The 13934-nt window shown below is 26.7% G+C and carries 10 protein-coding genes and 1 riboswitch; of the genes, 8 read left to right on the plus strand and 2 right to left on the minus strand.

Annotated features, from left to right (window positions below; genetic code table 11):
* Nucleotides 1-289 precede the first annotated feature (289 nt).
* A complete protein-coding gene (gene secA, locus RYM86_RS05070) occupies nt 290-2800 on the plus strand; it encodes a preprotein translocase subunit SecA (RefSeq protein WP_315078331.1) in 2511 nt (836 codons plus the stop codon).
* Nucleotides 2801-3063: 263 nt separating this feature from the next.
* A protein-coding gene (gene prfB / locus RYM86_RS05075; RefSeq protein ID WP_399547287.1) for a peptide chain release factor 2 occupies nt 3064-4165 on the plus strand; the annotation gives its coding sequence in 2 pieces (ribosomal slippage) (nt 3064-3141 and nt 3143-4165; 1101 coding nt in all).
* A 228-nt stretch (nt 4166-4393) separates the two neighbouring features.
* On the opposite strand, the gene RYM86_RS05080 is transcribed toward prfB, so the two are convergent.
* Nucleotides 4394-5776, minus strand: a complete 1383-nt coding sequence (locus tag RYM86_RS05080) for a M28 family metallopeptidase (protein ID WP_315078334.1) — start codon at nt 5774-5776, stop codon at nt 4394-4396.
* A gap of 200 nt (nt 5777-5976) precedes the next feature.
* Here RYM86_RS05080 and RYM86_RS05085 point away from each other — a divergent pair, with 200 nt between their 5' ends.
* Nucleotides 5977-6315, plus strand: coding sequence for a ribonuclease G (locus RYM86_RS05085; protein ID WP_315078335.1), 339 nt, complete (start codon nt 5977-5979; stop codon nt 6313-6315).
* 65 nt (nt 6316-6380) lie between these two features.
* On the opposite strand, the gene RYM86_RS05090 is transcribed toward RYM86_RS05085, so the two are convergent.
* Nucleotides 6381-6713, minus strand: coding sequence for a hypothetical protein (locus RYM86_RS05090; RefSeq protein WP_035783540.1), 333 nt, complete (start codon nt 6711-6713; stop codon nt 6381-6383).
* A gap of 336 nt (nt 6714-7049) precedes the next feature.
* On the opposite strand from RYM86_RS05090, the gene RYM86_RS05095 reads away from it, so the two are divergent.
* The 5 genes from RYM86_RS05095 to RYM86_RS05115 all read left to right on the plus strand — a co-directional run bounded on the left by RYM86_RS05095 (nt 7050) and on the right by RYM86_RS05115 (nt 13908).
* On the plus strand, nt 7050-9227 hold the full coding sequence (locus tag RYM86_RS05095) for a Tex family protein (RefSeq protein WP_315078339.1): 2178 nt from the start codon (nt 7050-7052) through the stop codon (nt 9225-9227).
* A 327-nt stretch (nt 9228-9554) separates the two neighbouring features.
* Nucleotides 9555-10523, plus strand: coding sequence for a DMT family transporter (locus tag RYM86_RS05100; RefSeq protein ID WP_315078340.1), 969 nt, complete (start codon nt 9555-9557; stop codon nt 10521-10523).
* A gap of 172 nt (nt 10524-10695) precedes the next feature.
* Nucleotides 10696-11382, plus strand: a complete 687-nt coding sequence (locus RYM86_RS05105) for a hypothetical protein (RefSeq protein ID WP_315078341.1) — start codon at nt 10696-10698, stop codon at nt 11380-11382.
* A gap of 24 nt (nt 11383-11406) precedes the next feature.
* Nucleotides 11407-12480 (plus strand): hypothetical protein, encoded by a 1074-nt coding sequence (locus tag RYM86_RS05110; protein WP_315078343.1) that lies wholly within the window; start codon nt 11407-11409, stop codon nt 12478-12480.
* Nucleotides 12481-12929: 449 nt separating this feature from the next.
* Nucleotides 12930-13047: riboswitch (FMN riboswitch) on the plus strand.
* A gap of 273 nt (nt 13048-13320) precedes the next feature.
* Nucleotides 13321-13908, plus strand: coding sequence for an ECF transporter S component (locus RYM86_RS05115; RefSeq protein ID WP_315078345.1), 588 nt, complete (start codon nt 13321-13323; stop codon nt 13906-13908).
* Nucleotides 13909-13934 lie beyond the last annotated feature (26 nt).

Genomic DNA, 13934 nt, shown 5'->3' on the forward strand with positions numbered 1-13934 from the left:
CGGTGGTGTGAGAGGACGCTAAATAAAATAATTATTTAGCTCCTACTCGATTATATATATTTTATTATTTTTAAAGCAAAATACTGATAGAATCTGTATTAAAGGACATTTTAATTAATAAAATGTGGATAATCCACTTTATTCTTATGATGGAAATTGATATTAAACAAAAAATTGTAAATTTTATTGAAAACAATTGATATAGAATGTTATAATGATAGAATGTACGATTTGCAAGAAAGTAAATTACTTTTATTGACAAAATATTGTAGTTTGAAAGGATGACATTATGGGATTATTAAGTGCCGTATTTGGAACATATAGTGAAAGAGAAGTAAAGAGAATTAGACCTATTGTCAGCAAAATAAATGAATTAGATGAAGCTATGCAAAGACTTTCAGATGATGAATTAAAGGCAAAGACTGTAGAGTTTAAAGAAAGACTTAATAATGGTGAAACTGTAGATGATGTTTTACCAGAAGCATTTGCCGTAGTTAGAGAAGCGTCTAAAAGAGTATTAAATATGAAACACTATGATGAACAACTTATTGGTGGAGTTGTTTTACATCAAGGTAGAATAGCTGAAATGAAGACTGGAGAAGGTAAAACATTAGTTGCAACTTTACCAGCATATTTAAACGGATTAACAGGCAAAGGTGTTCATATAATAACAGTTAATGATTATCTTGCAAAAAGAGATGCTGAACAAATGGGAGAATTATATGGCTTTTTAGGATTGACAACGGGTGTTATTGTTCATGAATTAACTAATGAGCAAAGAAGAGAAGCGTATAACTCAGATATAACTTATGGAACAAATAATGAATTCGGTTTTGATTATTTAAGAGACAATATGGTTATATATAAGGAAGAAAGAGTTCAAAGAAAATTGAACTTTACTATAGTAGATGAAGTTGACTCAATATTAATTGATGAAGCTAGAACTCCACTTATAATTTCTGGTCAAGGAGAAAAGTCTACAGAATTTTACAAAGTAGCAGATTATTTTGCTAAAACATTAGTAAAAGAAAAAGATTATACAATAGATGAAAAAGCTAATGCAGTAATGCTAACTGATGAAGGATTTCATAAAGCAGAACAAACTTTTAAAGTAGAAAATTATGCAGATGGTGAAAATGTAGAATTACAACATTATGTTACTCAAGCGTTAAAAGCTAACTATGCAATGAGAAGAGATAAAGATTACATGGTTAAAGATGGAGAAGTAATAATTGTTGATGAATTTACAGGAAGACTTATGGAAGGAAGAAGATATTCAGATGGTCTTCATCAAGCAATAGAAGCTAAAGAAAATGTTAAGATTGCAAGAGAATCTAAGACATTAGCAACTATTACGTTCCAAAATTACTTCAGAATGTATGAAAAATTATCAGGAATGACAGGTACAGCATTAACAGAAGAAAATGAATTTAGAGAAATTTATGGATTAGACGTTATTGTTGTTCCAACTCATAAACCAGTTGTTAGAATAGATAACCCTGATTTAGTATTTAAGAGTGAAAAAGGAAAGATCATGGCAGTTGTAGATGAGATAGCAAAGGCGCATGAAGTAGGGCAACCAGTGCTAGTTGGTACTGTAAGTATTGAAAAATCAGAATTAATTTCAAGTATGCTTAAGAAAAAAGGAGTTCCACATAAAGTTTTAAATGCGAAATTCCATGAACAAGAAGCAGAAATAATAACTCATGCTGGTGAAAAAGGTATGGTTACTATAGCTACTAATATGGCTGGTAGAGGTACTGATATTAAACTTGGTGATGGTGTTCTTGAAATTGGTGGACTTAAGATAATAGGTACTGAAAGACATGAATCAAGAAGAATAGATAACCAATTAAGAGGACGTTCTGGTAGACAAGGAGATAGCGGTGAATCAACATTCTTTATCTCATTAGAAGATGATTTAATGAGAATTTTTGGATCAGAAAAGATTCAAGGTGTTGTTGAAAAACTTGGTCTCGAAGAAGATGAAGCAATTGAAAGTAAACTTGTTTCTAAGTCTATAGAAAATGCTCAAAAGAAAGTTGAAGGTAATAACTTTGATATAAGAAAAACATTATTAGGATATGATGATGTTATGAACAAACAAAGAGAAGTTATTTACAAACAAAGATCAGAAGTTCTTGAAGGTGAAGATGTAAAAGAAGAAATATTACATATGCTAAGAGATGTAATATCAGATGCAGTTAATACTCATATTAAAGAAGATGCTGAAGATTATAGAGAAAGTTTCTTATATCTACTATCTTATTTAAATGATATATGTATACCAACAGATGAAGTTAATTTACCTGCACTTACAGATATGTCAAAGGAAGAAATCATAGATCATTTATATGATGTTGCAGTTAAAAGCTACGAAGATAAAGAAGCTGACTTTACACCTGAAAGATTAAGAGAAATAGAAAGAGTTGTTCTTTTAAGATCTGTTGATACAAAATGGATGGATCATATTAACAATATGGATAACTTAAAACAAGGTATTGGACTTAGAGCATTCAAACAAGTGGATCCTGTTCAAGCGTATCAAATGGAAGGTAGCGCTATGTTTGAAGAAATGATAGATTCTATTAAGAATGAAACTGTAAAGATGTTATTCCATGTTAAAGTGGAAAGAGCACCTGAAAGAGTCAGAGTTGCACAAGAAACAAATGCTGTGCATGGAGATAAACCATCAGCTCCAGTAGGACCAGTTAGAAATCTTAATAAATTTGGAAGAAATGATGCATGTCCATGCGGAAGTGGAAAGAAATTTAAAAATTGCTGTGGTAGAGAAGCTTAAAAATAAATATTAAAATATTTATAAACATAGTATAATAAATTCCGTAGAAGTTTCATAATAAAATAACGTTATGAAATTTACTACGGAGTTTTTTCACATACATTTAAAAGGTATTGGTGTAAAAAATCTACGGTTCCATAGTAGCTTTAGGAAGTTTATTCTTATTTATTAACTTTGAAAAAGTGAAATATGTGGATAACTTAAGCTATATTGTTTATAAATAAATTTAATGATATAAAAATAAAATAAAAGAGGTGAATATATTGATTATTGAATTAGAAAAAGAATTATTAAAACTTTCTAATATAAAAAAATCTATATTTGAAATGAGTGAATCTCTTTGACAAAGAATATTTGGGCAAACAATTAAGTGAATTAGAATTTCAAATGCAAGAAGATGGCTTTTGGAATGACATTAAAAGAGCAGAAGAGATAACTAAAGAGAGTAAAAAAATAAAAGACAAGATTCAAAGAGTAGAAAGCGTTCAGTCTAAACTTGAGGACATTGAAGTTTTAAAAGAAATGATGGACGATGACGATGAAGAATCAGCAGTTGAAATAATTAATAATATAAGAGAAATTGAAGAAGAAATTGATAATTATAATATGGAAATTTTATTATCAGGTGAATATGATAAAAATAATGCCATACTTACATTGCACGTAGGTGTTGGTGGAACAGATGCAAATGATTGGACCGAAATGCTTCTTAGAATGTACACAAGATGGTGTGAAAAGAAGAATTATAAAGTTGAAATGATCGACTTACTTGAAGGTGATGAAGCAGGGATAAAGAGCGTTACTCTAAAAGTTATAGGAGAATATGCTTATGGATATCTTAAAGCTGAAAAAGGAATTCATAGATTAGTTAGAATATCACCTTTTAATGCTAATGGGAAAAGACAAACATCATTTGCTTCAATGGAAGTATTACCGGAGCTTACAAAAGAACAGGATATTGATATAAGGTCAGAAGATATCAAAATTGATACTTATAGAGCATCAGGGGCTGGAGGACAGCATATAAATAAAACTGATTCAGCAGTTAGAATAACACATCTTCCTACAGGTGTAGTAGTACAGTGTCAAAATGAAAGAAGTCAGTTTTCTAATAAAGATACAGCAATGGGAATGCTTAAAGCAAAGTTGATAGAATTAAAAGAAAGAGCTCATAAAGAAAAAATTGAAGATTTAACTGGAGAATTAAAAGATATGGGATGGGGAAGTCAAATACGTTCATATGTATTTCACCCATATAATTTAGTTAAAGACCATAGAACGAATGTAGAAGTTTCTAATGTTACTGCAGTTATGGATGGAGATTTGGATTTATTTATAAATTCATACTTAAAAAGCTCAAAATAACTTTATTTTTGTTTAAATATAAGATATTTTTTAGTAGGCATTAAAACATAAGATTTTTTAGATTATAAAGGTTAAAATATTTAAAGTTAAGAAAATTTTAGTTAGTAATTAAAATAAGAAAGTTGAGAGTTAATTAGAAATTTTTAACCCTCAACTTTTTGATTTATTCACTTAAAAATTTAGATTAATTGTTTTCTAAAAAATATATACTAAGTAGAAAAACAAAATTTAAATTACACGAATTTTATTTTTATTAACATATTGTTTTAATTTTTTATTGATAGTAGGTAAAAAGAATATAAATAAAAATAAAGCAAATAAAAATAAAATGAAATTATGATTATAAAATACTAATCTAAAATCATCATAAGCATAATTAGAAATTTCATCTTTGACAAGAGAATAGACATCATCAATTGCTTTAGTATCAATATATTCCACTTTATCATTTGGAGTATGAATTTTAGATACATCAGAATGACATAATGTAACAGCATCCATTCCCATGTTAGTAAAACTTGCATGATCACTACAATCTTCAAATTCAACTTTATAATTGATATTTTTATTTGAACATATTGTTTCTAATGAATTTAATAGATTTGTATTAGCATTTTTATTACTTTTACATAATGATCCGCTCATTATAGAAATAGGGGTATTAGGAGCACCTATCATATCAAAATTAATTATTTTACTATCCTTTATAAGATTCTCATGATTTTGAGCAAAGTTTGAAGAGCCAAGTAATCCAAATTCTTCTCCAGTCAATGCTACAAAAATAATGTCTCTTTTAGGTTTTATAAAACTTGATAAATTCCTAGATAACTCCATTAAAAAGGCTGTCCCAGAAGCATTATCTAATGCACCACCATAACAATTATTTAAATAATCTTTTCCAACATGATCGAAATGAGCAGTAATAACAAGTGGTGGCAAATTTTTAGAAGTACCTTTTATTACTCCAATTACATTAGAAGTTGCTTTTTCATGTTTAGAATAAGGCAGAGTAATTTTTATTAAGTTATTAATTCTTAAAGAGTCTAATATATTATTATATAGCTCAGTAGTTATAGCAATTGAAAATTGATAATCAGATTTATCATTAAAGGAACTTCTAAAAGAAAAGTTGTTGTATGAAGGTGTATAAAATAAATATATTTTTCCATTATGCTTTATGGTTAAAGAAGTAGGGAAAATATTAAGAATATCTTCTTTATTAAAAGTAACTGAACTTTCATTAAAATTGAGCAAGTCTTCTTTATAATCAACACCATATTTGTAATCATACAAGATTTTATCATTATTCAATATTTTAAATGATGGCTTATTTCCATTTTCAAAGGGTGTATTAACATAAAAAATTTCTTTATAATTCTCAGTTAATGGAATTAAATCAATATCTTTAAACCAATTTTCTATAAAATCAGCAGTTTTTTCATTTCCCTTTGAACCTGTTAATCTACCTTCATATTCATCAGATGAAATTATTTTAATATTATTTTTAACGTTTGAAGAGTTAAAGTGATAATATGTAGTTTGAAGAAATATTGAAAAAACTAGAGCTATGAATACTAATAATAAACTACTGTAATAAATAATCTTTTTCATTGTTAACCTCTCTTAAATTATTTCTCATAATAGAGTTTATTAATAATTAATTAACAATATGAACTATATTTTTATATAAATATAAATGTAAAATAAAAAAATGCCCTGTGTAAATAATTACACAAAAAGAAATAATTGCAAAATAAAATTAAATAAGTTAAAATATGGTGTACATAATTTATAAAACGGAGGCATTATTTATGGAGAATATTTCAAACAATCAAGTTCCACGAGAAGTGAAAAAGTGGAATTGGGGAGCATTTATGCTAAATATATTTTGGGGAATAGGTAATAATAGTTATCTTCCTCTTTTATGTTTAATTCCTTTACTTAATATAGTATGGATATTTGTATGTGGAGCAAAAGGAAACGAATGGGCATGGAAAAAAGGAAATTATTCAAGTGTTGAAGAATTTTTATTAGTTCAAAAAACTTGGAATAGAGCTGGACTAGCATACTTTGTATTTACGTTCGTAATAATATTATTATACATATTTGTTTTTAGTGCATTAATAGCTGGATTAGCATCTACAATGTAGTACTAAAAAGAATATAAAAAATATAAGCTATTCGTATTTTTATACGAATAGCTTATATTTTTTATTTATACTTTTTTATAAAACATGTCAATAATGCAATAAATAGATGTAAAAGCTAAGCAACTATAAATATACATATTTAATCCAGATTCCAATATAGAAATTATTCCACCAATAATTAAATTTAATATTATGACTATATTAATAAATTTAAAAAGTTTGGAATTAGTAGTTAAGATTACATTTATAGCTGAAAATATAGTTAATATAAGAGTTAAAAAATAAAATATGTTTCTTAATTCTTCAGAGTAATCTATAACTTTTAACTTATTTAAAGATAGTACTAATATAAAAAATAATAATAAAAATGAAGTAACTTTATTAACAACTTTAATCATCTGCAGCACCTCTTATTACAAATATTTCCAATTATAATTATACAGTTAGCTTTACATAAGAGCAATAAAAATATAGGTTATATTACATTTAATGTAAAATGATAAAGCTAATTATTTAAAAGTTATGTTAACTTTTAAAATTAACATAGTGTTTAATTTTATATTTTGGTTGATATATACATATAATATTGCTATTAATGTAAATAAGTTTATAATATTAGTAGTCACTTAGATATTTTATAAAGTTTATTTGTTTAGAAGTATGTTAATATTTTAATATAAACAGTTAATTATAAAACAGAGTGGATAATTTAATATAGTCATTAGGAGGAAAGCATGAAATCTATAGAAGAAAGATTAGCAGCAGAATTGAATTTAGGATTAACTCAAATTAACAATGTAGTAAGTCTTTTAGATGATGGAAATACAGTTCCGTTTATATCAAGATATAGAAAAGAAGCAACAGGGGGTCTTTCTGATGAAGTGTTAAGAAAGTTATCAGAAAGACTTACTTATTTAAGAAATCTAGATGAAAGAAAAGATGACATTAAGAGATTAATTAATGAGCAAGGAAAATTAAATACTGAAATAGAAAATGCATTAGAAAAAGCAACAACATTAACAGAAGTTGAAGATATATATAGACCATATAAACCTAAAAAGAAGACTAAAGCCACAATAGCAGTAGCAAAAGGATTAAAACCACTAGCAGAATTAATACAAAGCGGAGCTTTTAGGGGTAATTTAAATGAAGAAGCATCTAAATACATTAATGAAGAAAAAGATGTATTAAAGGCAGAAGAAGCTGTTCAAGGTGCGTTAGATATAATTGCAGAAAATATATCTGATGAAGCTAAATTTAGAAAACATATAAGAGAATTAATTATAAAAGAAGGTTTTATAGAGTCAAAAGGTGATTCAAAAGATACTACTCCTTATGAAATGTATTATGATTATAAGGAAGAAGTTAAAAATATACCTCCACATAGAATATTAGCTATTAATAGAGGTGAAAAAGAAAAAGTATTAAGTGTAAAGATTACAGTTAATGAAGATAAGATAATAAGATATTTAGAAAATAATATTTTGACTGGAAATGAAATTTTAGATGAAAAATTAAAGCTTTCTATAAAGGATTCTTTAAAAAGATTAATATATCCATCAATAGAAAGAGAAATAAGAAATGAATTAACTAATATTGGTGAAGAAGGTGCTATAAATATATTTAAAGAAAATTTAAAAGCATTATTATTACAAGCACCTATAAAAGGTAAAGTTGTAATGGGATTTGATCCTGGATTTAGAACAGGGTGTAAAATTGCAATATTAGATGAAACAGGTAAGTTTTTAGAAAATACAGCAGTATATCCTACACTACCTAAGAAAGATATTGCTGGAACTAAAAAAGTATTAAAAGAATTAATTTATAAGCATGATGTGGATGTTATATCTCTTGGAAATGGTACAGCTTCAAGAGAATCAGAAGAAGTGATAGCTGAAATGATAAAAGAAATAAAAGATGAAAAAGGAAAAGAAGTATCATATGTAATTGTATCTGAAGCAGGTGCATCAGTTTATTCAGCGTCAGAGCTTGCAACTAAGGAATACCCCAATTTAGATGTTACTGTAAGAGGAGCTATATCTATAGGTAGAAGACTTCAAGATCCACTTGCAGAACTAGTAAAGATTGATCCAAAGGCTATAGGTGTAGGTCAATATCAACATGATGTTACTCCTAAAAAATTAGAACAGTCATTAGCTGGTGTGGTTGAAGATTCTGTTAATACTGTTGGTGTAGATTTAAATATAGCAACACCATCATTATTAACATATATATCAGGAATAAATTCTACTATTGCACAAAACATTGTAGCCTATAGAGAAGAACTAGGACAATTTAAATCAAGAAAAGAATTACTAAAAGTAAAAAGGTTAGGCCAAAAGGCATATGAACAATGTGCAGGATTTTTAAGAGTTTCTGAAAGTAAGGAATACCTTGATAATACTTCTGTACATCCAGAGTCATATAATGTTGCAAAGAAGTTAATTGAAACTTTAGGATATAATAAAGATGATTTAAAAAATAATAATTTAGATGATATAGATAAGAGAGCAGAACTAAATGGAATAAGTAAATTAAGTAAGGATTTAGATATTGGAGAACTTACATTAAAAGATATAATAAAAGAATTAAAGAAGCCTGGTAGAGATCCTAGAGATGAAATGCCAACGCCTATATTAAAAACTGGAATAATAGAGCTTAAAGATTTAAAGCCAGGAATGGTTTTAAATGGAACAGTAAGGAATGTATCTGATTTTGGAGCTTTTGTTGATATTGGAGTTCATCAAGATGGTTTAGTTCATAAAAGTCAAATGGCAAATAGATTTGTAAAACATCCATTAGATATAGTAAAGGTTGGAGACATAGTAAAGGTTAATATATTAGAAGTTGATCAAAAAAGAAAAAGAATTTCTTTAAGCATGAAAGATGTAGATGAAAAATTAGATGCTTAAAAATAAAGAATTAAACTATTTTAAAATAGTATTAATATTATAAAAAGTTTATAATATATAAGCTAAGAATATAAAAAGACTGTTTCAAAATAATTCTAGAGAATATTATTTAAGAAACAGTCTTTTGTAATTAATTATTTGTTTAAATACAGGCTATGTTTTAACAGGATGTTGATATATGCATAAGCAAAGTGTACTGAGTAATTGAACTTAGGAATACTAATTAAGAATTCTCAAAGTCCAATTATAATGCCACGTTGCTTATACCAACACATATTTTTAAAACATAGCAAAAATACAATATAACTTAAATTGGGGGATTTACATATGGATAAGGAAAAAATTTATACTAACAGAAAAAATATAGTTATATTAGCAATTATATGCTGCATTTTATGGGGAAGTGCATATCCTGCTATAAAAGTTGGTTACGAATTATTTAATATAGGAACAAATCATATATGTTCAAAACTGATATTTGCAGGATATAGATTTGCTATTGCGGGGATTTTAGTATTAGTCTTGGAGTTAATTAATAGAAAAAATATCTTTAATTATTCATTAAAAGAATTTGGAGAGATTACATTATTAGGTTCTACTCAAACAGCGCTCCAATACTTATTTTTTTATGTTGGATTATCTTATACAACAGGAGTAAGAGGATCTATAATAAATGGAACAGGAACATTTGCAAGTATAATATTAGCTCATATAATATACAAAAACGATAAATTAAATTTTAATAAAGTATTAGGATGTATTATAGGATTTATTGGTGTAATCATTGTTAATTTAAATGGTAAAGCAATTACGGGACAAGCTTTTTCTATTAAGGGAGAAGGTTCTTTGATGATAGCAGCAATAATTTTTGCGGCATCGGCAATATATGGTAAAAAAGTTACTCAAAATAAAGATGCATCAACAGTTACAGGTTATCAATTATTTATAGGTGGAACTATATTGGTGATATTGGGATTTGTATTTGGAGGATCTTTAAAAGGATTTACTTTAAAATCAACTGTACTTTTAATATATATGGCTCTATTATCATCAATAGCATTTGCTATTTGGAGTCAACTATTGAAATTTAATAAGGTTGGAGTCATATCAGTCTTTAACTTTTTAGTACCGATATTTGGAACATTACTATCAGCTATATTTCTTAAGGAGAATATATTTGATATTAAAATTTTAATATCCTTGATACTAGTTTGTTCAGGTATTTTTTTAGTTTATAACGAAAAAGGGTTACATTTAAATCTTAAATTAACAAAGAAGGAAACTAATAAAGAATAGAAGTGACTAAAAGTTAATTTAAATATTAATGTACTAATTTTAAGATATAAGAAGTTATTAATTGTTAAATTTTACTTCTTATATTTTTTTATTCCATAAATTCTTGTTTTTATAAAGTATAATGGTAAATATCCTGAAAAAAATAACGAAAATATTAGTAAAGGAGGTAGTTATGGAGATGATTTTTGAATACGAAGGAAAAGGGAATTTAGAAGTTAATAGTGTATCTGTTATAGGAAGTTTTAATAATTTTGATTATACTAATGGAAATATGGTAAGAGAAGGAAGCAAATGGGTTTTAAAATGTGATCTTTTAGAGGGAGAACATTATTATAAATTTCTTATCAATAATGAACTTAAACTTAATGATCCATCAGCAAATGTATATTTACCAGATGATAATGAAGAACTTTGGTCTGTAGTTATAATAAATGATAAGAATCAAAGAATGTATAACAATAATCAATATACTGTTCATGTTGATTCATATAATGTAACTTGTAATATCAATGAGGAACAAAAATCTGTAAATAGAAAGAATTTTAATGTATTGTTAGATAAAAAAGTTGTTACAAGACTAGGTTTTACTAATGTAACAGGATTGCATAGTATTACAACAGCATGGTTTACCCCTAAAGGAGAACTATTTCAAGTAGTAGAAAATAATTTATTTGCTACGAAAGAAAATGAAAAAGATCCAATATTAATGTGGTTTTGGATGGATTTAAATAATACTCATAGAAGTAACTGTGGGGTTTGGACAATTAAATTGTTTATTGATGGGGAATTTGTTTTAGAAGATCAAATTAAATTGTTAGAAAACACTTCTTATACAGCTCAAGGAAAAATGAATTACTAAATAGTGAAAGTGAAGTGAGTAAGCATGATAAAAGCTATCAATGTTAATACAAATCTTAATGAAAACATAAATAATATAAATCAAAAAAATAGTAAAGTTCAAAGTAAAAAAACTGTATCTAGTAATGAAAATAGCATGAATATTGATGAATATAAAGCATCAATTTTAAAAAATGCTTCTACAGAAAATGAAGTTTCTAAAGTAAAAAATACAACTAAAAGTTCATTAGGAAACTTTTTTGAAGGATTAACATCTACTGCAAATGCTGTGAAAAATGCAGTTACATCAATTGCTAATAATGTTAATAAGACAATTATATCTGTAAGTGAAAGTGTTAAAAATACTGTAACTTCAGTTTCTAAAAGTGTAATAGATGCTTCAAATGCAATAAATAAAACTATAATAGATGTTTCTGAATCAGTAACAAACACTATAAATAAGACATCAGCACAAATAGCTAGTACGGTAAAACAAGTAACAACTACAGCATCGCAATTAAAAGAAGCTATATTAAATGTGAAAAATGCTGTTACTGATATGATTAGTGTTGGAAGCAAAACATTAGTATCTGTTGGAGCTGATGTTATGGAAGTAGCAGGCAAGATTGGAAGTACTGTAGTAGGAGTTAAAATGGCAACAAGTAATCCTAATGACAATATAATAAAAAAGGCTGTTGCAACATTTAATATTGTAAAAAATGGAGTGGATTCAATAAAAGAGCCTATTAATAGAATTCAAAATACTCTAGTAAAAGGGTATGAAGATATGTCTAAGAGTTATGGTGAGGTAGTAAAGAATTTTAATAACTTAAAAGACTCAATGGATATTGCAAAAGATATTCCTAATACAATAATTTCTACAGGTAAAGATGTTATATCAAGTGTAAAGGTTGTAGCAAACGATGTTAAAGAAGGCAGTATTAATGTAGTTAACACATTAAAGAACACTACTAATGACGTTAAAAACACTGTTTACAATGAAATTGAAGAAGTAAGTAATGCTGTTAAAGAAAATTATGAAAGTTGTAAAAATGATGTTAAAGAATCAATAGATACAATAAAAAATAATAACAGTATGTTTTCTCCACAATTAGCATAATTAATATTAAGCCACTAAAGTACAATAAAAGTACTTTAGTGGCTATTTTATGTTATACTATATGTTTTAAGCATAGTGTTGATATATGCATAAGCAAAGTCGACTGAGTAATTGAATTTAGGAACACTAAAAATGAGTATAGTCCCATTTTAGCTTACTCCTAATATAAAATTGAGACAAGCAGTAAGTGTGAATATTAAAAGGAAACTCGACTTCGCTGAGTAAGTTCGAAAATATAAATATAAAATTTAGATTCTCACTTAACTATTATCAAAGTCCAATTACAATGCTACTTTGCCTATTGCATATATCAACACATATTTAAAGTATATGCATATTATAAAAAATTAAAAAAAGTAAATAATAAATAATATGTATACTGTTTAAAAATGTGTTGTAAAAGTTATTCCAAGAATATATAATGAAGATATAGTAAAAAATAATTTAATACTTATCTTCAGGGCAGGGTGTGAATCCCTACTGGCGGTAAAGCCCGCGAGCTAAATTTATAGCAGATTCGGTGTAACTCCGAAGCCAACAGTATAGTCTGGATGAAAGAAGGTAACCTATTAGGAATTAAGATAGTTTTATTCTTAATAATTTGGTATATGCCCTGATGTATTTATGCATCAGTTTTTTTGTTTTTTAGGTAGTTATAAAATTTAATTTAGCATAAAATTTATATAAAGATATGTTTTAAGAAAACATAAAATCTAAAGAATGAAAATATTAAATTTAAGGACAGCTTAATTTGTAATTTAATCTTACAAAGAGTAGTAAAACGTTATCTTAAAACCTAATAAGCTACACCAGGGAGATAATCTTTTGGGAGGCGTAAAAATGAACAAAAACACAAACAAAACAATTAAAATTTCATTATTATCAGCATTAGCACTTATACTTATGTATATTGAAATTCCTTATCCAATATTTCCATGGCTTAAAATTGATTTTAGTGATGTACCAGCATTACTAGGAGCGTTTGGATTTGGACCATTAGCAGGTGTGGTAATAGAATTAATTAAAAATATATTAATACTTTTAATTAAAGGAAGTCAAAGTGGATTTGTTGGAGAACTTGCTAACTTTTTAATTGGAGTATCTTTGGTATTACCAGCAGGAATTATTTATAAGAGAAATAAATCTAAAAAATCAGCTATTTTAGGTATGGTTTTAGGTGGAATTTGTATTGAAATTGTAGGAATTATATCAAATGTATACTTGCTTTTACCGGCATACGGTATGCAAATGAGTAGTGCAGAATTATTAAAGTATGTCACTGTAGGTCTACTACCTTTTAATGGTATTAAAGCTGTAATAGTATCAACATTAACATATATTTTATATAAAAAGATATCTGTATCTATATTTAAGGCAGAACCTAACTTTGGAAGTCCAGAAAAAAATTCAAAGACTATAACTGAATAATTAAAAATATAAAAAATAATTCGTAG

This window comes from uncultured Clostridium sp. (assembly GCF_963527835.1).
GTDB lineage: Bacteria > Bacillota > Clostridia > Clostridiales > Clostridiaceae > Clostridium.

Coding starts and splice junctions, on each gene's coding strand:
- secA (WP_315078331.1), top strand. CDS start 290: ATGGGATTATTAAGTGCCGTATTTGGAACATATAGTGAAAGAGAAGTA.
- RYM86_RS05080 (WP_315078334.1), bottom strand. CDS start 5,776: ATGAAAAAGATTATTTATTACAGTAGTTTATTATTAGTATTCATAGCT.
- RYM86_RS05085 (WP_315078335.1), top strand. CDS start 5,977: ATGGAGAATATTTCAAACAATCAAGTTCCACGAGAAGTGAAAAAGTGG.
- RYM86_RS05090 (WP_035783540.1), bottom strand. CDS start 6,713: ATGATTAAAGTTGTTAATAAAGTTACTTCATTTTTATTATTATTTTTT.
- RYM86_RS05095 (WP_315078339.1), top strand. CDS start 7,050: ATGAAATCTATAGAAGAAAGATTAGCAGCAGAATTGAATTTAGGATTA.
- RYM86_RS05100 (WP_315078340.1), top strand. CDS start 9,555: ATGGATAAGGAAAAAATTTATACTAACAGAAAAAATATAGTTATATTA.
- RYM86_RS05105 (WP_315078341.1), top strand. CDS start 10,696: ATGGAGATGATTTTTGAATACGAAGGAAAAGGGAATTTAGAAGTTAAT.
- RYM86_RS05110 (WP_315078343.1), top strand. CDS start 11,407: ATGATAAAAGCTATCAATGTTAATACAAATCTTAATGAAAACATAAAT.
- RYM86_RS05115 (WP_315078345.1), top strand. CDS start 13,321: ATGAACAAAAACACAAACAAAACAATTAAAATTTCATTATTATCAGCA.